This is a genomic window from uncultured Hyphomicrobium sp., from assembly GCF_902826555.1.
GTDB lineage: Bacteria > Pseudomonadota > Alphaproteobacteria > Rhizobiales > Hyphomicrobiaceae > Hyphomicrobium_C.
Genome location: NZ_CADEFI010000016.1, coordinates 32,442 through 53,595 on the forward strand (window position 1 = coordinate 32,442; position 21,154 = coordinate 53,595).

Genomic DNA, 21,154 nt, shown 5'->3' on the forward strand with positions numbered 1-21,154 from the left:
CGCTCTCATGGCGTAGCTCGGCTCGGAGTGCATGGTAAACATGACGACACGGGAGGCGATATTCTCAGCCTTGAGCCGGCGGAGCAGCTCGAGCCCACTCGCTCCGTCGAGATTGATGTCGAGCACGACAACGTCGGGATTGAGCGAGCGCGAGAGTGCCATCGCGTCCTGCGAGGTTGCGGCCTCGTGAATTTCTGAACCCGCAATGGTGGAGAGCAGACGGCGAATGCCCTCGCGCACGACAGCGTGATCATCGACAATCAGAATTTTCATGCGGCAAGATCTCCTCGCATGTCGGGAGGGTATCACTCCCGGCGGACCTCAAACAGGTGGGATAATTTCCCGTTCTCAATGCCTTCAAGGCTTTACGGCAATACCCCACGGCAGGCGGCCGACCGGTACCGAGCGCAGCGGCTTCAAGGTGGCGATATCGACCACGGTCATGTCGTTGGTCAGCCCGTTGGCGACATAGAGCAGCGACCCGTTAGGATGAACGGCCATGTGCCACGGCCGCTGACCGACCAGGATGTAGCTCTTCACCTCGAATGTTTCGGTATCGACCACGGCAACGCGGTTGGCGTGACTCAGCGCGACGAACGCCAGCTTGCCATCCTTTGACATCTCGATGCCGACCGGCTGGATCAGCTCCGGGTTCACGCCCGGGATCTCGAAGCCGAACTTCTTCACGACCTTGTAGGTCTTGGGATCGATGACCGATACCGTGCCGCCGATCTCGGAGGAGACCCAGACGTGGCGGCCGTCGTTGGTGAACTGGGCCTCGCGCGGGCGGGTATCGACCAGGATGTTCTGCAGGACATCGAACGTGCCGTTATCGATGATGTGCGCCATGCTCGTCTGCTCGGACGTGGCGACGGTGATCTTGTTGTCGGGCGCCACGGCCATGCCCTCCGGCTCGACGCCGATCATGACCTCGGCGAGCATCTTGCCGTCTGCAAGCTCCATGATGGTCACGTAGCCTTCGTCCTCGTTGGCGATGTAGACACGCTTGCCATCGGGGTCGACGTCGAGCAGCTCGGGGTCCGGCCCTGAGTTGAGGGTGCGCGTGATCTCGAGCTTTTCGGTATCGATGACATCCAGGCGATTGTCGTCGCCTATGCAGATCAGCACTTCCTTGTGATCGGGGGTTATGCGGATACCGCGGGGACGCAAGCCGGTGGGGATGGTCTTCACCACCTTGAGGCTCTCGTCGAGAACGGTGACGGTATTGTCCTTCTCGTTGGTCACGAAGATCGTCAGGGCGGCGGCGGGGATTGGCGCTGCGATGAGAAGCGCTGCGGCGGTAGCGATGATCTTGATCTGCATTTGGCGCCTTCTGTTGCGTCGTCGTCGCTCGTCAATTGGGTCCTGCCGGCATGGGCGCGGCCTTTACGGCAGCGCCACTCGTCTTGGACAGGAACTTCAACGCACCGACGGCCGCGTCGAAGCCGGCGCTAGTCGCGATGTCGAGTGCCGTCTGACCGTGCGCGTTCTTGGCGTTAGGATCGGCACCGGCGCCGACCAGCAGGCCGATGATGGGCGCGTTGTTGTGACCGGCCGCGATCATGAGCGCGGTGACGCCGTCCTTCGACAACCGTTTGACGTCGGCGCCCTTGTCGATCAGAGCGCGCGCGAGATCGAGCGGTTGCGGACCCTGGGCGAGATTGCCGGACCGCGTCTTGGCGGCGAGTTGTGTCGCGACCACCATGAGTGGCGTTACGTCTTCATAGCCTGATCGCGAATTGACATCGGCACCAACGTCGATCAGCGCCTTTGCGGCGAAATACTTTCCATCACCGATCGCCCATGAAAGGGGCGTGATGCCCTGCTTGGTCTTGAGCTCGAGGTTTGCGCCCTTCTTCGCCAACATCTCCACCGTGGGAACATGGTTGCGATTTATGGCGTGTAGCAGCGGGAAAAACCCGTCGGCATCGGGGCTGTTGGCATCCGCGCCCGCGTCCATCAGGATTTCGACGAGGGTCGTCGCGCGGTTGCGCGCGGCCGTATCGAGCGGCGTGAACCCACCCGAATCGCGCGCGTTCACGTCAGCGCCTTTCTTGATGAGGAACCGCACGCGATTTGCGTCATTGCCCGTAATCGCGTTGACCAGCTCTTGGTTGATATCGGCACCCTCTGCGAGCCATTTCTCGAGTCGGGCTTCGTCGACGATCTGATCCGGCGTCGCCAGTTCGGTCTGTTTGATGTGATCGGCTTCTTTCAGGAAACGATCCTGGGAAACTTTGCGGATGCGATCGTAGTACGAGCCGTGGGCCGGGAGATCGCCATCGACGGCGCAGCGCGAGCACTTCACGAGCGGCACGCCATACTCCTTCAGGACGGCCGCGATCTTGTCTCTGGTGCGCGTCAGCGACCAATCGATCATGTACTTCAACATGACCTGATTGCGCTGCATGCCGATGCCGAGCTCGAACTCCATTGGCACCTCATTCTCCCAGAGGTTCACAGGCTGAATGACGATCGGCGCGTTTTTCTGCACCTTGAGCCAGCCGGCGAACGGGCCCCAGACACCAGCCACGTCGAGCTTGCCGTCGATCACCTTCTGCACCTGCTGCCAGGGTTGATTCTTCGGCTGCAAGTCCGTGTCATAGGCGATGATATGAAGATCGAGATCCTTGATCCCGCGCCGTTCTAGCGCCTCACGCAGGCCGGAGTGCTGAAAGACGCCGATATTGAGCGTCTTCAAGATCGGGTCGTCGAGGCTCTCGATCTTGATGTTGCGGTCGGCGCGATAGGCAAAGACGTAGGTCGTGCTGTAAACCGGATCTGACGTGAGGAGATCCTGCAGCGCCACCGGCATGTCCATCAGGATATCGCACTCGTTGTTCTGGAACGTCTCGCGCGTCAATCCTCGCTCGTGATAGGGGCGCCAAAAGAAGCTCGCGTGCGTTCCGAGATCCTCGGCGATGATCTTCGCGATCTTGTTCTGATATCCGTCTGCCTGGTTGGACGAGAGCGGCATGTTTCCCGGATCGGCACAAACGCGCAGTGGCGTCGATAGCTTGCGAGTGCGCGCATCCTGACGAGCCTTGGTGTGCTCGGCAGCGGTGAGCTCGTCGAACGTCTTGTTCTTCGTGTACGACCGCAGAGCCGCCCTCTCGGTCTCGCGCTCCTGGGAAACGGCAGGGGCCGCGCCGATCGGCGCCAAGAAGCAGAGCGGCGCCAGCAGAGAGACAGACAGCAGGGCGTGCGACAGCTTTCTCACGCGTCACCTATAATGTTATATTGTTGCTATTAGTTGTGCGAGACCTGTTTCGCAAGTCCGGATCAGTCCGTTGCGCGATCACAATTGCGCGCGTTGGAACATCGACTTCTAGCGACTGCGGGACACGCGACAGCAAGACGCCCGGCGACATTCATCGCCGGGCGTCCTGTCGTTCATGACCGAGCAATCACTCGCTGAGAGCGAAGGTGTAGAGTTCGCCGCCCTGCGGGATCTTGTCGAGGCCGGTGGCCTTCGCCATCGCCGTCGCACCGATCGCGCCGAACTTGTCGTTCATGTCGAGACCTGCGGTGACGGGAATGCCGATCCAGCCGCCGAGACCAGCGAAGATCGAGACGTACTGCTTACCCTTGACCTTGTAGGTGATGGGGTTGCCGATGATGCCCGAGCCGAGCTTCTTCTGCCACAGCACCTTACCGGTCTTGCGATCGACAGCACGGAAGTGGCCGCTCTTCGAACCGTAGAACATCAGGCCGCCATCGGTGTTCATGGTGCCCGACCAGTTAGGATACGGATCCGGAATCTCCCAGTCGGCCTTGCCCGTCACGACGTCGAACTTCTTGATCTTGCCGGCGATGCCAGGTTTCTCCGGATACATGTACACGTTTGCGAACACGTAAACCGTGCCCTGCTGCGTGTGCGTGCGCTCCTGAGGCTCGTCCTCCATGCACCAGTTGTTCGTGGGGCAGTAGAACTTGTTCGGCTCCTTCGGGTCAACCGAGCACGGCTGCTGGTCCTTGCCGCCCATGGCGGAAGGGCAAGCCGGCGTGTTGCGGCCGATTTCGAACGGAGAGTGCTCGCGGACCTTGATGGGACGGCCGGTCTTGAGATCGACCTTCTCGGCCCAGTCAACAGTCACGAACTTGCTTGCACGAAGAAGCGTGCCGTTGGTGCGGTCGTGGACATAGGAGAAGCCATTGCGGTCGAAGTGAACGAGCGCCTTGTACTTCTTGCCATCGACATCCAGATCGTCAACGAGAATGTTCTCGTTCACGCCGTCGTAGTCCCACTGATCGAACGGTGTCATCTGATAGGCCCAGACGACCTCTCCGGTATCGACCTTGCGGGCAAAGGTGGTCATCGACCACTTGTTATCGTGCTTGCCATCGTTGCACTCGTCGTGCGTCTTGGCAGAGCAGCGATAGGTTGGGCTCCAGTGACCAGGGTTGCCAGTCGACCAGAAGATCATCTTGAGCTCGGGATCGTAGCTGCCCCATGCCCAGTACGAACCGCCGCCGATCTTCCACTCGCCTTCCGGATGGTCTTTCTGACCTTCGCGCGAAGGATAAGAGGTCACGCCTATGTCCGTGCCGGCCGTGCCGAAGTGCGGGTTGGCCTTGTTGCTTTCGCCCGTCAGACAGACATCCTTATCCGGGCCGGTCGCATGGCACTTCCATACTTCCTTGCCGGTCTCGATGTCGTATGCCGTCAGGCGGCCACGGGCAGCGAACTCATCGCCGCCGAATCCAGCGACCACGAGATCCTCCGCGATCAACGTCGGACCGGTGATGGTTTCGCCGTGCTCGGGATAGGCGTGCTTCACGACCCACACTTCTTTACCGGTCGTCGCGTCGAGGGCGATCACGAAGCCGTCGAGTGTGTGATAGATCACCTTGCCCTTGGCGTAGTTTACACCGCGATGGACGGTGTCGCAGCAGGCGCGCGGCACGGCCGATTCATCGCGATCCGTCGTCTTGACGTAGTTCCAAACCTGGACCGGGTTGTCCGGATCCGTCAAATCGAGAGCCTGTAGAATGTTGCACTGGGCCATGTTGGGGCAGCCCGACGAGAAGTACATCATCGGCTTGCCGTTGTGCTCGACGACCACGGGCTGACCCTCGTGGCCACGCAGCGCGCCGGTCGACTGCGACCAAGCGAATTGCAGCTTGGCGACGTTCGACGTGTTGATGTCTTTCAAGCTCGAGTGACGCGTCAGCCTGTTGTCTCGACCCGGCGCGGGCCACAGGTTCTCGTTCTTCACGCGCTCGTCGATCTCAGCAGAGGCCGATTGGGCCAATGCTGCTCCCGACAAGCCTAGCGAGAGGGCCAAAAGGCCGCCCGCCAGGAATGCTAGTTTATGTTTCATTCGATTTCCTCTCCTACCTCTAGGCGCGTTTCGGGCGGCAAAACTCAAAATCGGCCGGTCTCCGAAACCCGCTTCATCTCGTTATCCGGCCCAATTCCAGAAACGAGATCTCACGCTGCGCAAAACGACACCGACGGCGCTCTCGCCGTGATGGTCCTGCGCATTCAAATTTGCCGTTCGCTAAGTGCTGACCTCCTCGCGGCGGAACTCGCTGCTTGCTTTGCGGAAAAGCCGGGCGCCGGGAGAACCCAAGGAGGAGAGCGGCTTTCTCGGCGCCCCAGCCATCCTGCAAGCAGCCGGACCTTAGGAAAGACCAATGACTTGCACTATGGGATGACCTCCCGATGTGGATTGCCAAGTTTCCCGATAACGAAATTGTGAGTAGTGGCTTGAAACGCCCCCGCATTTGCCCACCGCCACTTGCATCTGCTCCGATGATCTCTCGGCACAGACGAGACGGAAGAACAGATTGCTTGAAGCGCCATCACGCAATCGACCGCCTGTTACGTATCGGCTGCCAAATCTGCCTGCATCCATTTGCATGAGCGCTGCCACGCGTGAGGATTTTCGCCCTCTCGCCCCTTTCCGGTTCGCGTTATGCCGACACCGGGACGCATTTCTCATCTTGATCTCATTTGATTGCGTCCCGATTTTTGTTTTCGCCACGCCGACATTCGCGTAACCCGCGCGATCGCACCCAACGAAGGATGGTCGATATGCGTCTTTTGCCTCGGCAGTTTCTGGTCGCGCTTCTGTTCGCACCGGCGCCTGCCGCTGCCTCGACACTCGCTTTCGAAGACAACAAGCTCAATTTCAGAAGCTGCGACGGCCAGCACATCACGGCGCGGTGGCGGGAGAGCCACTTCTCGTTGAGCCTGCCCGGAAAATCGCTGGGGGATGCTCACACGTCGATCCAGTACGTGGCATGGGATGGACGCTGTCTCACCGGCGCGTGGAACACGGACGCGGGCACGTTCGCCGTGGGGGATGGCAGCGAAACGACGTCGAGCGGGCTGATCGGATACGTCGCGTGGGACGGCTCCAAGTGGGCGGGCGTGCGCGCCGGCAGCGGTTTCTTCGTCGCGCGTGTCGCCGAACCCGACGAGCCGATCACGAGCGATCGTTTGGCTCAGATCGCCGACTGGCTGCATAAGCGCAACACGTATCCGGCACCGGGCGCCACGCTCGCCAAAGAACTCAAGAACGCGTCCGCGCCCTGACGATGCCACGACATCGGCTGGGAAAAAGTCGCACGCTATTCTGCCATGACTGCGCACTGTCGCTGCGTCATGAGCATTCGCATTTGCCACGACATCGGAGATAGACCGTGAGAGTTCTTGCTGCCGCCGCCCTCATCGCCATCGCGTCCTGCGGTTCCGCGCACGCCGACTGCAAGGCCGAGGTTGATCAGGCCTTCTCGAAGCTCCGATCCAGCAAGGGTTTCCGCCTGGAAACGACCATCGTCAATGAGCAGCAGGGCACGCTGCGCATGACGGTCGACTATCAGCTTCCCGACCGCATGCATCAACGCGTGGCGCTCGGCAGCCAGGAGCAGAAGATGGAGACCATCGCCATCGGCGGGAAGGTCTGGTCGAACCAAGGGCAGGGTTGGTCGGAAGTTCCGGCCAACTTTGCCGAGGTCATTTCCAAGCAGCTCAAGGAAACCGTCGCAGAGCCGTCCAAGAGCACACTCGCCTATGAGTGCCTCGGCGACTCGACGTTCGAGGGAAAAAGCTATCTCGCCTACAAGGCCGCTCTGCCGGCGTCTGCCGAAGAGGCCGTCAAGGGCGACAAGGCGGCACCTGCCGGGCCGGCGAACATCCAGACGCTCTACATTGACAAGGCCTCGGGATTGCCGGCGCGCAATGTGGTGACAAAAGGCGACGGCTCCGACACGCGCCTCTTCGACGGCACGTTCAGCACTCCGTCCGACATCACCATCAACGCGCCGGGGTAAGACAGTCTAGTCTTTGCCGCGCCGTCCCGATGGGCCGGGCAGGTGCTGGATCGCGATCCGCATCAGCTCCGGCAGGCTGCGGGCACCGAGCTTCATCTTGATCTGCGATGTCGTGTTGGCGACCGTCTTGTAGCTGATGTTAAGCTCCTCCGCGATCACGCCATAGGCCTTGCCCTCGGCGATCAGGGAGAGCGTCTGCAGCTCGCGAACCGTCAACGCCTGCAGGGGGCTCGCATTGAGACGTGTCTCGCTGAACGCGATCTCGGACGCGACCTCGTGACTGAGATACGGCCTCCCCTGGCGCACCGTCTGGAACGCCCTGAGAAACTCCTCCGAAGGCGCATCCTTGAGGAGGTAGCCCGTCGCTCCGGCCTCGAGCGCGCGCCTGATGATCATGGGATCGCTGTGCATGCTGAGCACGAGAATCGGCGTCTTCCTGTCGTGCAGTCTGAGACGACGCACGAACGAAAGACCGCCCAGCGCCGCGCTTTTTATCGAAAGGTCGACGATGATCACGTGCGGATGATGGGCGCGATACTGGCGGTAGCCGTCGGCGAGCCCGCCGGCCTGCAAGACGCGGGCGATGTCGGCCTCCTCGAGGATGCGGGCGCACCCTTGCAGAACGAAGGGATGGTCGTCGATGATGAGCACACGGAGCGGCTCGGCGCTTTGCATGGCAAGTTGCATTGGTGTTTGTCCGTCCCTTCACTTCACGACTTCGACCCGTAGCGGGCTTTGAGCGTTTCCAGCGCGTCCGCGCGGCTCGTGCTGGCGGCTCGCAGATTGAAATAGTATTGGCTGATGGAGCCGAATCCCTCCGTCTGTCCGACCTCGCCGCCGATGCCGGCGAGATCTTCGAGGATACTGCTTGCGGGTTCGCGAATACCGATCCCATGCAGCATGTCGGAGACCTGTACCGATCGATTGGCAACCATGCGTTCGCTTTCGCGATAGCGGATGTGGGCTACCGCAAGCAATCCGGCAATTCGCTGCACCTCGGGGTCGCTGAAGGGCCGGGGCTTTGCCTCACCCCGGCTCGCGAGCCATTGCGCCGGACTGATCGGGCTTGAAACCTCGAGCCATCCAACATGATGCGCACCACCCGCGTCGCCGCTGACATGGCGCCGCTCGCCGGACTGAGGCGCCTCCTCTCCGCAACCGGCGACGGCGAGGCACATAAGGCAAACGAGCGATCGCACAGCGGCCCGGCCTCCGCGCGAAGGTGTCATGAGATTATAAAAACTGCCGAGCACGTGTCGTCGTGCCTCCATGCGGTTCGCTTCCCGCGCGCATGCTTGCGTCGCGCATCCCAATTGAAACACCACAAGACGACACGAGGATGCGATCACAATTTTGTTACATAGTTACGTTTTTGGCTGACCTACGGGCGAGCCCGGCCCGTTTGCAAATTTGTCCTGCCGATGTCTGCCAGTCGGACTAGAGACCGCGACCAAAGTCGCAGTCTAGCGTGCGCTCGCGTTTCGAAATGCACGACCGAACTCGGCGGAACAAGCTGTTGTCGGTGCAGCGTATCGAGGCGTGCGCAATGTCCGTTGATTTCGATCGGCGGCATTGCGGGATGGAATGAGGCGGACTCCGCAGACGTGCTCGTTGGGCGTTCCCTTCGCAGCGCGGCGGCAGTGCGGCCTTGGCCTTGGGATGGAAAACGCGAGGTTTTGGGAATGATGAAGCACCTTGGTAAAGGGCTGCTGGCAGGCGCGTCTGGCGTCGCGCTGGTGGTCGCCATGGCATCCGCTTCGTTGGCAAACGACAAGCTCAACGAGCTGTCGAAGAGCAACGAAAACTGGATCATGCCGGGCAAGAACTACAGCTCGCAAAACTACAGCCCCAACACGCAGATCAACACCGAGAACGTCAAGCAGCTGCGCGCTGCCTGGTCGTTCTCGACCGGTCTTCTGCATGGGCATGAGGGAACGCCGCTGGTCGTCAATGGCGTCATGTACGTCCACACGTCGTTCCCGAACAACACGTTCGCGCTCGACCTCAACGATCCCGGACATATCCTGTGGCAGCACAAGCCGAAGCAGGATCCGGCAGCTCGCTCGGTCGCCTGCTGCGATCTCGTGAACCGCGGCCTCGCCTATTGGCCGGGCGACGGAAAGGTCCCCGCCCTCATCATCAAGACCCAGCTCGACGGACACCTCGTGGCTTTGAACGCCGCGACGGGCGAGGAGTTCTGGAAGGTCGAGAACGGCGACATCAAGGTCGGCCAGACGCTGACGCAGGCGCCGTACGTGATCAAGGATCTGGCTCTCGTCGGATCGTCCGGCGCCGAGCTCGGCGTCCGCGGTCACACGACGGCTTACGACGTCAAGACCGGTGCTCAGGTCTGGCGCGTCTACGCGACCGGTCCCGATAACGAGGTCGGCCTCGCGGACGACTTCAACAGCGCAAACCCGCACTACGGCCAGAAGGGCCTTGGCACGGGCACCTGGGAAGGCGACGCCTGGAAGATCGGCGGCGGCACGAACTGGGGCTGGTACGCCTATGACCCCGAGACGAACCTCTTCCACTATGGCTCGGGCAACCCGGCGCCGTGGAACGAGACCATGCGTCCGGGCGACAACAAGTGGACGATGACCATCTGGGGCCGCGATGCGGACACCGGAAAGGCCAAGTTCGGCTATCAGAAGACCCCGCACGACGAGTGGGACTACGCCGGCGTCAACGTCATGATCCTTTCGGAGCAGACGGACAAGGCTGGCAAGAAGCGCAAGCTTCTGACGCACCCGGATCGTAACGGCATCGTCTACACGCTCGACCGCGAGAACGGCGACCTGATCTCGGCCAACAAGCTCGACGATACGGTCAACTGGGTGAAGCAGGTCGATCTCAAGACGGGCCTTCCGGTTCGCGATCCCGAGTTCGGCACGCGCATGGATCATAAGGGCAAAGAGATCTGCCCGTCGGCCATGGGCTACCACAACCAGGGGCACGACTCCTACGATCCCACGAAGGAACTGTTCTTCATGGGCATCAACCACATCTGCATGGATTGGGAGCCCTTCATGCTTCCCTATCGTGCCGGCCAGTTCTTCGTCGGCGCCACGCTGTGGATGTATCCGGGCCCGAAGGGCGATCGTCAGAACTATCTCGGCCTCGGCCAGATCAAGGCCTACAACGCCATCACCGGCGAGTACAAGTGGGACAAGATGGAGCGCTTCTCCGTCTGGGGCGGCACCATGTCGACCGCAGGCAACCTGGTGTTCTACGGAACGCTGGACGGCTTCATCAAGGCCCGCAACTCGGATACCGGCGAACTGCTCTGGAAGTACAAGCTTCCCTCGGGCGTGATCGGTCACCCGATGACGTATGAGCACAAGGGCACGCAGTACGTCGCCATCATGTACGGCGTCGGCGGCTGGCCGGGCGTTGGTCTCGTGTTCGATCTGCAGGATCCGACTGCCGGCCTCGGTGCCGTCGGCGCCTTCAAGAACCTGCAGAACTACACGCAGATGGGCGGTGGCCTCCAGGTGTTCTCGCTCGACGGCAAGAATCCCTACTCTGAGGACATCAACGTCGGCGAATTCGACAGCAAAGGCTGATCGGATCTGACGCGAAGACTGCCGCAGCGCCCTCCGTGGCGCTGCGGCGATCGCCGAAGCCAAATAATCACGCCGTATGCCGCGCGCTGCTGCTCACGACCGGCAACAGCAAAGAAGACGGCCGGCTCGCCAAAAGAGGAAATTCCAAGATGACCCCCGTAAAGCGTCCAGCCTCAAGTCGCTTGCGTTCCTTGCAGTCTTTCCTGGTGGCGCCGCTTCTCGCGATTGGCGCCGTGACAGCTCCAGCAAATGCAGCCGACGAAGACGCGCTCTCGACTTCCAATTCGGACGTGCTGCGCATCTGCGCCGCGGCCGACGAGCTCCCCTACTCGCATGTCGACAAGTCCGGCTTCGAGAACAAGATCGCCGTCGCGGTCGCCGATGCGCTCGGCCGCAAGCCGCTGTTCGTGTTCTTCTCGCGGCCCAGCATCTACATCGTTCGCGATCAGCTCGAGATGAAGATGTGCGACGTGGTCATGGGGCTCGACACGGGCGATGAGCGCGTGGCGACTACGAAGCCCTACTACCGTGCGCCCTACGTTTTCATTCAGCGCAAAGACACCAAGCTCGACATCAAGGATTGGAACAGCCCGGATCTGGCCAAGGCGGCGAAGATCGGCTTCACGCCGGGTTCACCGGCGCAGATCATGCTCGAGAAGCTCGGGCTTTTCCGCGAGCAATTCAACTACATGCACTCACTGACCAACTTCCAGGACAAGCGCAACAAGTTCACGCGCATCCCGCCACAGCGCATGGTCAACGAGGTCGCCGACGGCACGGCTGAGGTGGCCGTCAATTTCGCACCAGAGGTGGCGCGTTACGCCAAGGCCTCCGACAAGGTGTTCCTGACGATCATCCCCGACAATAACGTGCGCGGCGACGGCGAGAAGGTTCCGCACCATTTCGATCAGTCGTTGGGGGTGCGCAAGGACGATACGGCGCTGCTCTCGGCCCTCGATCTGGCACTCGAGAAGGCAAAGCCGAAGATCGAGGAGATTTTGAAGGACGAGGGTATCCCGATCGTGGCGGGTCTGCCGCGCTCGTGAACGGAAGACGAAACGCAAGACAAACACGGATGGCGACCAAGCGAATGAAGAAGGTGAAGTCAATCTGGGCGTCGGCCGTGGTGCTGGCGGGAGCGTTGGGGATCACGGCCGTGTCGGCCGAGGAATTCCGCAACACGATCACGGGAGAGGACTTGAAGGTGCCGGAAACGGCCGCTCCTGAGGGGCGCGATACCGAGGCCGTCAAGAAGTTCCTCGAAAGCGGCATCAACCTCTACACCGAGGTGAAGGCCTGCCTGCCCAAAGGCGAGGAGATATATCTCACCTCCTGCTCCGGCTGCCATGGACATGTCGGCGAAGGAAAGGTCGGCCCTGGGCTCAACGACGCCTACTGGACCTATCCGAAGAACACGACGGACAAGGGCCTCTTCGAGACGATCTACGGCGGCGCGCAAGGCATGATGGGCCCGCACAACGATCTGCCGCTCGACGAAATCCTGAAGGTGATCGCCTGGATCCGTCACCTCTACACAGGTGATGTGGCGGAAGCAGCGTGGCTGACCGAGGAGCAGAAGAAGACGTTTGCTCCGTACAAGGCTCCGGAACACACGTCCGAGGGGGGAGAGAGCACGCAGACGGCTGCGGCTCCTGCCGACGCGGGCGAGTGCAAGGTATCCGCTAACTAGCCGGTCATGCGCCTCACAGGGGCGCATCCGGCGGCGCGCGGGTGTCAAAGGCGGATTGAACCGCCCGAAGTTGAAGACGTGGATTGGAGGAACTGACCCATGAAGAAGTCTATCGTGACGCTCGCCGCAAGCGCGGTGATCCTCGCCGTCGGTGCCGGTGTTGCCGGTGCTTACGACGGCACCAAGTGCAAGGCCGCAGGCGTCTGCTGGGAGCCGAAGCCCGGCTACCCGGAGAAGGTCGCCGGCTCGAAGTACGACCCGAAGCACAACCCCGCCGAGCTCGCCAAGCAGCAGAAGTCGCTTGACGACCAGGCGGCTCGCAACGCGAAGCGTTCCGCGCACTTCCAGAAGACCGGCAAGTGGGTCTACGACGTCACCAAAATTCAATAGTTCGGGACGTTCGACTTCCTCGGCTGCAGTGCCACGCTTGCAAGGGTGCTCTGCTTCCTCTCCGAGGGTTCTTGGGGTGCGGCTTCGGCCGCACCTCCTTTTTACCGAGGCGGCGGTTCGGCCCCGTGTGCCCGTGAGGTTCTGATGCCGCACGATGGGATGAACGCCGGCGATGTTGCCGGGCGCATGGACTTGCGCGCTTGGCGCGAACGCGCGCTGAAATTCGAGACCGAGGTGGGAAAGGCGGTGGTCGGCCAGGGCCGTGTCATCCGTCTGTTGACCATCGCGCTTTTTGCGCGCGGCCATGTCCTCCTTGAGGGCGATGTCGGCGTCGGCAAGACGACGCTGTTGCGGGCCGCCGCGCGTTGCGTGGGCGGGGCCTACGAGCGCATCGAGGGCACCATCGATCTGATGCCCGGCGATCTCGTCTATCATACGTATCTCGCCGAAGATGGACGACCGCGTGTCGAGGAAGGTCCGGTCCTTAGGGCAGGCGATAACCTCGCCATCTTCTTCTTCAACGAGATCAACCGCGCGCGGCCTCAAGTTCACTCCCTGCTCCTACGCATCATGGCCGAGCGCAGCGTCTCGGCGTTCAACCGCGAGTTCCGCTTTCCGCATCTGGTCGTGTTCGCCGACCGCAATCGCGTCGAGCGGGAGGAGACTTTCGAATTGCCGGCGGCGGCACGCGACCGTTTCCTAATGGAGGTGTCCATTGCGACGCCGAGCGATCCTGAGGTGCGACGCGCGCTCGCGTTCGATGCCCGCTTTCACGACGGCGACCGGCTGATCGGCGAACTCACGGAAGGCATTCTGGGCTACGCCGAGCTCAACGAAGTGGCTGGCGCCATCCAGCGCGAGATCAAGACCAGCGCTGCGCTGGAGAGCTATGTGCTCAACCTTTGGCAGGCCGTGCGCAATCCGGGCGAAGCGGGGATCGAGATCCCCGGTGTCGACACGACGCGCCTCGTCTCGGCCGGCGCAAGTCCGCGCGGCCTCTCCTACCTCGTGCGGGCGGCGCGGGTTGCCGCCTGGCTCGATGGGCGCACGATGGCCGTCCCCGAGGACGTGCGTGAGGTTTTCTTCGAGACCATGGCGCACCGCATCTTCTTTGAGCCCGTCTACGAGATGCGCCGCGAGACCATCGCGCGGGAGCTGGTCGATGCGCTGTTCGAGACGGTGCCCGTGCCATGAGGTCATGTCGATGACCGTCGCGCCTCCGGTCGATCTCCCGTACCAGATCATCTGGCGCAGCCGCGCGCTGCGGCAGGGCGCGCATCGCAGCACGCAATCCGGAGCGGGCGGATTGTTCCGGGATCTCGCGACGTTGCTTGAACATCGCGATCCGCGCCGCATCGACCTGCGCCAGACGCTGCGCGATCCGTTCGGCATGTTGCATGTGCGGCGCTTCGAGGAGCGGAGCCAGATCGGCGTCACCCTGCTGCTCGATGTGTCGGGCTCCATGGGCTTCCACGGTGCGGCGCGCAAGATGGCACTCGCGGCGGACCTCGCCCAAGTGTTCGCCGCAGCCGCGCGGCGGGCCGGCGATACCTTCGCGCTCTATGCGGCCGACGATCAGGTGCACGACGCGCTTTCGGTGCCACCGACCCGCTCACGCACCGGGGAAGAGACCATGCTTGCCGCGTTGCGGGCTTATGTTCCCAAGCGAAAAGGAGCGTCGGGCCTCGTCGAAGCGGCCGGCAAGATCGGCCGCAAGCGTAGTCTCGTCGTCATCGTCTCCGACTTCCTGCTGTCCGAGGTGCAGCTCGAAGCGCTGTTCGCGGCACTGTCCGGTCACGACGTCGTTCCCATCCGCGTCGCCGATACGCGAGAGAGCGCGACGCTCCCCTCCTGGGGTTTGTTCGAGCTTGCCGATCTCGAAACGGGCCGGCGGCGTCTCGTGGTCATGAGGCCGGCACTCAAAGCGGAATGGCAACGGAGGATCGAGGCCCGCCGGGCGTTCTTCCGGTCGCTTGCCGCACGCCACGGGCGCGAGCCGTTCGAGATCACCGATCGCATCGCCTGGGATCGCCTCGGCGCCCATCTTGCCGCAGGAGCGTGAGCCATGCTGCGCGCCGTCCTCGCGTTGCTGATGCTCGTTGCACTCGTGCGGGATACGGCCGCCGAGGTGCGCGCCGTGCACACGGTCGAGCCGCGGGCGTTCGGCTACTTCCTCGGCGATACACTGGTGCGCACGATCGAGATCGAGACCGGCGCCGATGACGAGATCGTGCCCGCGTCGCTGCCGCGCACGGGAGCGTCGAACTATTGGCTCGAGCTGCGCAGCATCGACCAGACGTCTAAACGGCATGGCGACGGGCGGTTGCATACGCTGAATCTCACCTATCAGGCGTTCTACGCGCCGATCGATCCACGAAAGCAGACGATCCCGGCCACCGAGATCGCGGTGCGCGGACCGAACGGAAGCGAGACCGTCGCCATTCCGCCGTTCACATTCCTGATGTCGCCATTGCGCGAGATTTTTCCCGAGAAGAGCGGCGAGACGTCCGAGACGTTCCTGCGGCCCGATTTCCCGGTCGAGCATCGGCGGTCGGGACATCTGGGCACCGCAGCGTTGCTTGCGGCCGCGTTATCCGCGCTCTTTCTCGCGCTGCTCGCACGCGATCTCGCCTGGTGGCCATTCCATCGACGGCCGGCTCGGCCGTTCTCGCGTGCCGTGCGCGATGTTGGGCGCGCGCTGGCTCTTGGCGGCGCCGACGGATACCGGGCCGCGCTGATCGCGCTGCATCGCGCCTTCGACACGGCCTCCGGGCAACGGCTGCTTGCGGGCGACATCGACGTCTTCCTTGCCGCGCATCCCGAGCACGACGAGACGCGACTGCAAGTGGAGCGTTTTTTCTCCGCCTCGCGGTCCGTGTTCTTCGGCGAGGCGCAACGGGAGGGCGAGACGGACCTGCCACCGACCGATCTTCGCGCGCTTGCAGCCGCACTCGCGCGGCAAGAGAGGGCCGCGCGATGAACTTCGGTCTCTCGACGCCCATGGTGCTGCTTCTGCTGCCTCTGGCGCTGCTGCCTCTGCTGCGCTCGGCGCAGGTGCCGCAGAACTTTCCTTCCATCGAGGATATCGAGACCGATCCGGTTTCAGTTGCTGTCGATTGGGTGCTGCGGCTCGCGGGTGCGCTCGCGATCACGGCGCTGATCCTCGGTATCGGCGGGCTGCACGGACTCGGGCGCACCATCGAAAAGACCGGCGAAGGGGCGCACATCGTGCTCCTCATCGATCGCTCGTCGAGCATGGACAATACGTTCGCCGGGCGGGCGCCGGAGGGCGGCGAGGAGAGCAAGTCGGCTGCTGCACGGCGGCTGCTCAAAGACTTCATTCTGCGCCGGCAGCATGACCTCGTCGGCGTTGCCGCCTTCTCCACCTCGCCGATGCACGTGCTGCCGATGACCGAGCACAAGGAGGCGGTGCTGGCGGCGGTGGACGCCATGGACAGGCCGGGCCTCGCCTTCACCAACGTCGGGCGTGGGCTCGCGCTGGCCCTCGACATGCAGGAGGCGGATACGTCTCCTGCGGCGCGCGTGGTCGTGCTCGTCTCGGACGGCGCGGCGGTGATCGACCGCAAAGTGCAGGACGCGCTGCGCACGGCGTTCGCGCGCCGGCCCATCAATCTGTACTGGCTGTTCCTGCGCACAGAGGGTACGCCCGGCATCTCCTCCGTTCCGGCGCCCGGTGAGGAGGACACGCCGCAGGCCATGCCCGAGCGCCACCTCGACCGCTTCTTCAAGTCGCTCGGTATCTCTTATCGCGCCTTCGAGGCTGAGAACCCGGAGGCGGTCGGCCACGCAATCGCGGAGATCAGCAAGCTCGAACGGAGCCCGATCACCTATACCGAGCGCATTCCGCATGAGGATCTCAAGGGGCGCGCCTTTGCAGTCGCCCTGGTCGGGTTGCTGATCCTGCTCGCGGCGAAACTTGCGGAAGTGCGCCTCGTTCCAGCGACGGAGGGCGCGTGATGGTCTCTGCTCCATCCGGCCGTCTTTCCCGCGCGCTGTCGCTCGTTGGCGCCGGGCTTCGCAAGGTGCGCACCTTGGCGCTGGCGACGGCGCTCGTCGCCTCGGTGTCGGCGCTCGCGGCGCTCACGTGGCGCCTCAGCGAGATCAGGCACGACAACGGCATCATCGATGCCCTCAAGGCCGGCGACGACGTCGCGGTCGATCCGCGCACGGCCTCGGGCGAAGTGCTGATGGCGCGTTCGGAGTTCCTGCTCCAGCGCGACCGACGCGAAGAGGCGCAGGCGCTGCTCGATGCTTCCTCGTCCATCGCCGATCCAAAACTGCGTGCCCGCCTGATCGGCAATCACGGCAACGCGCGTATCCGCGACGCGATTGCGGCCGTCGAGCGCGCCGATAACGACAAGGCCATTCCGTTGACCCGCCTCGCCAAGGACGAATACCGCCTGGCGTTGCGCCTCGACCCCGACGCCTGGGACATCAAGTACAATTTCGACGTCGCCATGCGCATCGTGCGCGATTTCCCGGGCTACGAAAAGGACAGCGAGGACGTGCCGCCCGACGCGCCGAAGCGTCTCTGGACGGACCTCCCCGGCGTACCGAAAGGGCTGCCGTGATGCGCGAGCGGCTCGATGACGCGCGGTTCTGGACGTTGCTCGCGGCGACCGCGCTCACATGCCTTGCCATCCTGCTGCCGCGCGTGACGCTGACGCGCGATGTCTACGATCTCCTCGTCATCGTCGACATCACCGGCAGCATGACGACGCGCGACATGAGCGTTGCCGGAAAGCCCGCGAGCCGGCTCGATGCGGCGAAAGCGGCGCTCGAACGATTGGTGGCCGATCTTCCCTGCCAGTCGCGGCTCGGTCTCGGCGTCTTCACCGAGCGGCGCTCGTTCCTGCTCTTCAACCCGATCGACGTCTGTGCTGATTTCGCGCCGCTCGAAACCGCCATCCAGAACCTCGACTGGCGCATGGCGTGGGAGGGCGACAGCATGGTCGCCAAGGGTCTCTATCATGCGGTGGAGATCGCGGCGGATCTCAAGGCCGATCTCGTGTTCGTCACGGATGGCCACGAGGCGCCTCCGCTGCCCTCAGGCGGAGCGCTGCCCGAGTTCGAGGGCACACCTGGAAAGGTGCTGGGGCTCGTGATCGGCGCCGGCGGCACGGACAAGGTGCCGATGCCAAAGTACGACGACGACGGCAACGAGATCGGCACCTACGGCCCGATGGACGTGCCGCAGGAGAACCATTCCGGCCCGCCGCCGCCGGACGCGCACCTACGCCCTGGCTACCACCCGAAATGGGCGCCGTTCGGCAGCGACGTACCGCAAGGCGAGGAGCATCTGTCGAGCGTGAAAAGCGAGCATCTCGCGGCGATTGCCGCCAGGGTCGGCCTCGCGCACGCCGATCTCATCACCTCGCCGGATCTTCTCAGCGCCATTACCAGCAATGCCCACCCACGCCCCGTCGAGGTGGCCGTCGACATCCGACCCTTAGCCGCCGCGCTGGCGCTCGCATTGCTGGTCGCCCTCTATGCCGCGCCTCTCATCGCGCGTCGCATCCCGATCGGTATTTGAAAAGAACGAGGACAACGATGTCATTATTTGCACGCACGATGGCGCTTCTGGCTCTGTGGATCGGGACAGGCGCACCCGCCTTTGCACATGGGCCGACGCCGCAGAAGGCGGAAGAGAAGATCGCCATTGCGGCACCGCCCGCGAAGGTGTGGGAGGCGCTCAAAGCGTTCGGCGACGTGAGCTGGAATCCCGCCATCACGAAGGTGGAGGCAAGCGGCGGCAACGACACCGGCGCCAGCCGAACCATCACCCTCAAGACCGGCAACCTCGTCGAAGGACTCGACGAGTACAACGACAAGGACATGAGCTACGGCTACCGCCTTTCGACCGAGAACCTGGAAGCGCTGCCGGTGAGCTTCTACTCGGCGACGATTGCGGTCACGCCTGCGGGCGACGGCAGCGAGGTGACGTGGATCGGCCGTTTCTACCGCGGCGACACCAGCAACTTCCCGCCCGATAACCTCAACGACGAGGCCGCCGTGAAGGCCATGACGGGCTTCATGCAGGAGGGCCTCAAGGGGCTCAAAGCCAAGGTGGAAGGAAAGAGCTAGGGGGCACCGATGCGTCGCACCCTCTTAGCCGCTTATCTTCTTGCCGTCGCGCTCTTGGGCGAGGCGCACGCTGCCGAGCGCACCTATGTCCTGAGCCAAGCCGGGGCGGCGTTGAGCGCACTCGACGACGGTGCTGACAAGCCGTCGTTCTCCATCGCTCTCGACAAGGCCCCGGCCGCGCTCGCGTTCGGTGCGAAGGACGGGCTCGCCTATGTCACGCATCCCGATCTCGGAAAAGTGTCCGCAGTCGACGTTGCGGCGCGCCGTGTCGTGCGCTCGATCCCGGTTCAAGGATCACCGTTCGGCATAGCGGCTGCAAAGGACGGCCGCCTCTACGTCGGCGACTGGAACGGCGCGCACGTCTCCGTACTCGATGCCGCCGGCGGCGTGCCCGAGCACCGCATCGAGGTGGGGCGTGCGCCTGCCCATGTGCTGCTTTCTCCGGACGAGCGCCTGCTGTTCGTCGCCAACCGCGAAAGCGACAGCGTGAGCGTGATCCGCACTGCTGATCTTACGGTTGCAGCGACGATCCACGTTGGCCGTGCGCCATTCGCCATGGCGCTCTCGCCCGATGCGGCGCGGCTCTATATCGGCAACGTCCAGGACGGCACAGTCTCGGTGGTGGATACGGGGGCGCTCGCAGTGGCGGAGACGCTGGCGAGCGGGGCCATGCCCTATGGCGCTGCCGTCACTCCCGACGGCACTCGCCTTCTCATTACCAACCAACAAGCGAGCACGGTTGCGGTGCTCGGCAAGACCGATCCCGCCGCGACCCGCATCAAAGTCGGCGGATACCCCGAGGGCATCGCGATCAATAGCCTGGGGACGCGCGCCTACGTCGCCAACTGGTTCTCCGACGACGTCTCGGTGCTCGATCTCGGAAACCTTTCCGAAATTCGGCGCATCAAGTGCCCCGCCGGACCGCGTGGCGTCGCGGTTTGGAACGGCGGGCCATGACGGCCATCGCAACAAGGAACGCATCGTCATGATCATAAGGACGGGATGGGCCGCTCTTTTCGCAGTGTTGGCGCTGATGGCTCCGACCCTTGCGTTTGCCGGGAAATACTGCGGTGATCGCATCGAAAGCGGCCGGTCGTATGGGGCGACCCAGGACGAGGCGTTGGCAGGCGCACAAAACTGGTGGTCATCGCGCGCAGGCGCACTCGGCCGCGGCTACGAGAACTGGGACAACGCCGACGATCAGGCATTGGAATGCGGTACGGATGCCAAGGGGCAATTTCACTGCCAGGCCACCGCGCGCCCGTGCCTTCCCGAAGGCACGCTGCCCGACAATCTTCCCAAAATCGATATGTAGTCGGACGCCTTTGGCGCCGCGCTTTCAGACCGGAGGCGTCGGCTCGATTCAAGATTTCGGACAGGCCGCTCCCGCATCGGCCCACGCCTGGATCAGGGCGCCGAACTCCTTCTGCGTCCCTGGTGCGGGCTCGCGCCCTTTTCCGGGTGCCCAGCCCCAGCCCACGAGCGTATCCTCGGCCATGTGATGGATCAGCTCCTGCATGGTCTTGCCGCCGTTGCGCCGCGGATCCTTGATCTGCTCGCAAATCTCGCCGAGCGTCCTGCCGAGCCACGCCATCTCTATCGGAGCGATATGCCATTGGGGATGGCCCGGCACCCCGTAGCGCACTCCGGCCGGATCGAAGTTCGCTTGCCCGTGGCATGTGTTGCATCGCATTCCGATGGCGCCCATTCCATCCTCGCCGCGTGTCACCATGGGTTGGTGGGGGTGATGGTCCTCACCTTGGACCGGTCTGTTGCCAGGCGGATGGCAATTCACGCACCGCGGGTGCTGGATCACGCGACCGGCTTCCTCGAACAGCGCAACGGAGCGTGCAGTGGGATCGCGCAGGTGATCGAAGGCGGAGATGGGTCTTAGCGATTGTCGTGGAGGCGTCTCGTCCGCGGATACCGACCACCCTGCCAATGCGGCAACCGCGCAGGCCATCGTCACCGTGACCGTGTTCCGGCAGCCGAACCTAGGACCGATTGAACTCGTGTCGCTGGCCATTCATGCCCCGCGCGCCTTACCCACTCATATCGGCAACGTGCCGGGCTGGAAAAGGTTCAGCCCGCTCCGTTCGCTGCTGGTGAAGGAGAAACCCAA

The 21,154-nt window shown here is 63.2% G+C and carries 22 protein-coding genes; 15 read left to right on the forward strand and 7 right to left on the reverse strand.

Annotated features, from left to right (window positions below; all coding sequences use genetic code 11):
• The 4 genes from QZV93_RS08960 to QZV93_RS08975 all read right to left on the reverse strand — a co-directional run.
• A partial coding sequence (locus QZV93_RS08960) for a response regulator transcription factor (RefSeq protein ID WP_295557749.1) occupies positions 1 to 273 on the reverse strand: 273 nt, incomplete at its 3' end.
• Positions 274 to 357: 84 nt separating this feature from the next.
• On the reverse strand, positions 358 to 1,323 hold the full coding sequence (locus tag QZV93_RS08965) for a PQQ-dependent catabolism-associated beta-propeller protein (protein WP_295557751.1): 966 nt from the start codon (positions 1,321 to 1,323) through the stop codon (positions 358 to 360).
• Positions 1,324 to 1,354: 31 nt separating this feature from the next.
• A complete protein-coding gene (locus QZV93_RS08970; RefSeq protein ID WP_295557753.1) occupies positions 1,355 to 3,220 on the reverse strand; it encodes a quinoprotein dehydrogenase-associated putative ABC transporter substrate-binding protein in 1,866 nt (621 codons plus the stop codon).
• A 187-nt stretch (positions 3,221 to 3,407) separates the two neighbouring features.
• Positions 3,408 to 5,324, reverse strand: coding sequence for a PQQ-dependent dehydrogenase, methanol/ethanol family (locus QZV93_RS08975; protein WP_295557755.1), 1,917 nt, complete (start codon positions 5,322 to 5,324; stop codon positions 3,408 to 3,410).
• Positions 5,325 to 6,040: 716 nt separating this feature from the next.
• On the opposite strand from QZV93_RS08975, the gene QZV93_RS08980 reads away from it, so the two are divergent.
• Positions 6,041 to 6,544: a hypothetical protein gene (locus QZV93_RS08980; protein ID WP_295557757.1), complete on the forward strand. Its 504-nt coding sequence runs from the start codon at positions 6,041 to 6,043 to the stop codon at positions 6,542 to 6,544.
• A gap of 107 nt (positions 6,545 to 6,651) precedes the next feature.
• Positions 6,652 to 7,281, forward strand: coding sequence for a hypothetical protein (locus tag QZV93_RS08985; RefSeq protein WP_295557759.1), 630 nt, complete (start codon positions 6,652 to 6,654; stop codon positions 7,279 to 7,281).
• 6 nt (positions 7,282 to 7,287) lie between these two features.
• On the opposite strand, the gene QZV93_RS08990 is transcribed toward QZV93_RS08985, so the two are convergent.
• Positions 7,288 to 7,968 (reverse strand): response regulator transcription factor, encoded by a 681-nt coding sequence (locus QZV93_RS08990; protein WP_295557761.1) that lies wholly within the window; start codon positions 7,966 to 7,968, stop codon positions 7,288 to 7,290.
• Positions 7,969 to 7,991: 23 nt separating this feature from the next.
• Positions 7,992 to 8,480, reverse strand: a complete 489-nt coding sequence (locus QZV93_RS08995) for a hypothetical protein (protein ID WP_295557762.1) — start codon at positions 8,478 to 8,480, stop codon at positions 7,992 to 7,994.
• Positions 8,481 to 8,966: 486 nt separating this feature from the next.
• Here QZV93_RS08995 and QZV93_RS09000 point away from each other — a divergent pair, with 486 nt between their 5' ends.
• The 13 genes from QZV93_RS09000 to QZV93_RS09060 all read left to right on the forward strand — a co-directional run bounded on the left by QZV93_RS09000 (position 8,967) and on the right by QZV93_RS09060 (position 20,347).
• The gene (locus tag QZV93_RS09000; RefSeq protein WP_295557816.1) at positions 8,967 to 10,847 is read left to right on the forward strand and encodes a methanol/ethanol family PQQ-dependent dehydrogenase; all 1,881 of its coding nucleotides are present in this window, start codon (positions 8,967 to 8,969) and stop codon (positions 10,845 to 10,847) included.
• Positions 10,848 to 11,080: 233 nt separating this feature from the next.
• Positions 11,081 to 11,893, forward strand: coding sequence for a methanol oxidation system protein MoxJ (gene moxJ, locus QZV93_RS09005; protein WP_363156830.1), 813 nt, complete (start codon positions 11,081 to 11,083; stop codon positions 11,891 to 11,893).
• A 29-nt stretch (positions 11,894 to 11,922) separates the two neighbouring features.
• A complete protein-coding gene (gene moxG, locus QZV93_RS09010) occupies positions 11,923 to 12,537 on the forward strand; it encodes a cytochrome c(L), periplasmic (RefSeq protein WP_295557765.1) in 615 nt (204 codons plus the stop codon).
• Positions 12,538 to 12,636: 99 nt separating this feature from the next.
• Complete coding sequence (locus tag QZV93_RS09015; RefSeq protein WP_295557767.1) at positions 12,637 to 12,927, forward strand: methanol dehydrogenase; 291 nt, start codon at positions 12,637 to 12,639, stop codon at positions 12,925 to 12,927.
• Positions 12,928 to 13,071: 144 nt separating this feature from the next.
• Positions 13,072 to 14,121: a MoxR family ATPase gene (locus tag QZV93_RS09020; protein WP_295557769.1), complete on the forward strand. Its 1,050-nt coding sequence runs from the start codon at positions 13,072 to 13,074 to the stop codon at positions 14,119 to 14,121.
• A gap of 4 nt (positions 14,122 to 14,125) precedes the next feature.
• Positions 14,126 to 14,989, forward strand: coding sequence for a VWA domain-containing protein (locus tag QZV93_RS09025; protein WP_295557771.1), 864 nt, complete (start codon positions 14,126 to 14,128; stop codon positions 14,987 to 14,989).
• A gap of 3 nt (positions 14,990 to 14,992) precedes the next feature.
• The gene (locus QZV93_RS09030) at positions 14,993 to 15,907 is read left to right on the forward strand and encodes a nonribosomal peptide synthetase MxaA (RefSeq protein ID WP_295557773.1); all 915 of its coding nucleotides are present in this window, start codon (positions 14,993 to 14,995) and stop codon (positions 15,905 to 15,907) included.
• On the forward strand, positions 15,904 to 16,905 hold the full coding sequence (locus QZV93_RS09035; RefSeq protein WP_295557775.1) for a vWA domain-containing protein: 1,002 nt from the start codon (positions 15,904 to 15,906) through the stop codon (positions 16,903 to 16,905). The genes QZV93_RS09030 and QZV93_RS09035 overlap by 4 nt, the downstream gene beginning before the upstream one ends.
• Complete coding sequence (locus tag QZV93_RS09040; protein ID WP_295557777.1) at positions 16,905 to 17,519, forward strand: hypothetical protein; 615 nt, start codon at positions 16,905 to 16,907, stop codon at positions 17,517 to 17,519. The genes QZV93_RS09035 and QZV93_RS09040 overlap by 1 nt, the downstream gene beginning before the upstream one ends.
• The gene (locus tag QZV93_RS09045) at positions 17,519 to 18,481 is read left to right on the forward strand and encodes a vWA domain-containing protein (protein ID WP_295557817.1); all 963 of its coding nucleotides are present in this window, start codon (positions 17,519 to 17,521) and stop codon (positions 18,479 to 18,481) included. Before QZV93_RS09040 ends, QZV93_RS09045 begins: the two co-directional genes overlap by 1 nt.
• 17 nt (positions 18,482 to 18,498) lie before the next feature.
• A complete protein-coding gene (locus tag QZV93_RS09050) occupies positions 18,499 to 19,032 on the forward strand; it encodes an SRPBCC family protein (protein WP_295557779.1) in 534 nt (177 codons plus the stop codon).
• A gap of 9 nt (positions 19,033 to 19,041) precedes the next feature.
• Positions 19,042 to 19,989, forward strand: a complete 948-nt coding sequence (locus QZV93_RS09055) for a YncE family protein (protein WP_295557781.1) — start codon at positions 19,042 to 19,044, stop codon at positions 19,987 to 19,989.
• A gap of 28 nt (positions 19,990 to 20,017) precedes the next feature.
• The gene (locus QZV93_RS09060; RefSeq protein ID WP_295557783.1) at positions 20,018 to 20,347 is read left to right on the forward strand and encodes a hypothetical protein; all 330 of its coding nucleotides are present in this window, start codon (positions 20,018 to 20,020) and stop codon (positions 20,345 to 20,347) included.
• A 48-nt stretch (positions 20,348 to 20,395) separates the two neighbouring features.
• On the opposite strand, the gene QZV93_RS09065 is transcribed toward QZV93_RS09060, so the two are convergent.
• Positions 20,396 to 20,995 (reverse strand): Isoquinoline 1-oxidoreductase subunit, encoded by a 600-nt coding sequence (locus QZV93_RS09065; protein WP_295557819.1) that lies wholly within the window; start codon positions 20,993 to 20,995, stop codon positions 20,396 to 20,398.
• Positions 20,996 to 21,154: the final 159 nt, after the last annotated feature.

Bases quoted from the DNA above. Each gene is read 5' to 3' on its own strand.
- QZV93_RS09050 (WP_295557779.1), top strand. From the start codon at position 18,499: ATGTCATTATTTGCACGCACGATGGCGCTTCTGGCTCTGTGGATCGGG.
- QZV93_RS08990 (WP_295557761.1), bottom strand. From the start codon at position 7,968: ATGCAACTTGCCATGCAAAGCGCCGAGCCGCTCCGTGTGCTCATCATC.
- QZV93_RS09035 (WP_295557775.1), top strand. From the start codon at position 15,904: ATGAACTTCGGTCTCTCGACGCCCATGGTGCTGCTTCTGCTGCCTCTG.
- QZV93_RS09040 (WP_295557777.1), top strand. From the start codon at position 16,905: ATGGTCTCTGCTCCATCCGGCCGTCTTTCCCGCGCGCTGTCGCTCGTT.
- moxG (WP_295557765.1), top strand. From the start codon at position 11,923: ATGGCGACCAAGCGAATGAAGAAGGTGAAGTCAATCTGGGCGTCGGCC.
- QZV93_RS09060 (WP_295557783.1), top strand. From the start codon at position 20,018: ATGATCATAAGGACGGGATGGGCCGCTCTTTTCGCAGTGTTGGCGCTG.
- QZV93_RS08975 (WP_295557755.1), bottom strand. From the start codon at position 5,324: ATGAAACATAAACTAGCATTCCTGGCGGGCGGCCTTTTGGCCCTCTCG.
- QZV93_RS09030 (WP_295557773.1), top strand. From the start codon at position 14,993: ATGCTGCGCGCCGTCCTCGCGTTGCTGATGCTCGTTGCACTCGTGCGG.
- QZV93_RS09055 (WP_295557781.1), top strand. From the start codon at position 19,042: ATGCGTCGCACCCTCTTAGCCGCTTATCTTCTTGCCGTCGCGCTCTTG.
- QZV93_RS09065 (WP_295557819.1), bottom strand. From the start codon at position 20,995: ATGGCCTGCGCGGTTGCCGCATTGGCAGGGTGGTCGGTATCCGCGGAC.
- QZV93_RS09025 (WP_295557771.1), top strand. From the start codon at position 14,126: ATGTCGATGACCGTCGCGCCTCCGGTCGATCTCCCGTACCAGATCATC.
- QZV93_RS08965 (WP_295557751.1), bottom strand. From the start codon at position 1,323: ATGCAGATCAAGATCATCGCTACCGCCGCAGCGCTTCTCATCGCAGCG.
- QZV93_RS09045 (WP_295557817.1), top strand. From the start codon at position 17,519: ATGCGCGAGCGGCTCGATGACGCGCGGTTCTGGACGTTGCTCGCGGCG.
- QZV93_RS09020 (WP_295557769.1), top strand. From the start codon at position 13,072: ATGCCGCACGATGGGATGAACGCCGGCGATGTTGCCGGGCGCATGGAC.
- QZV93_RS09000 (WP_295557816.1), top strand. From the start codon at position 8,967: ATGAAGCACCTTGGTAAAGGGCTGCTGGCAGGCGCGTCTGGCGTCGCG.
- QZV93_RS09015 (WP_295557767.1), top strand. From the start codon at position 12,637: ATGAAGAAGTCTATCGTGACGCTCGCCGCAAGCGCGGTGATCCTCGCC.
- QZV93_RS08980 (WP_295557757.1), top strand. From the start codon at position 6,041: ATGCGTCTTTTGCCTCGGCAGTTTCTGGTCGCGCTTCTGTTCGCACCG.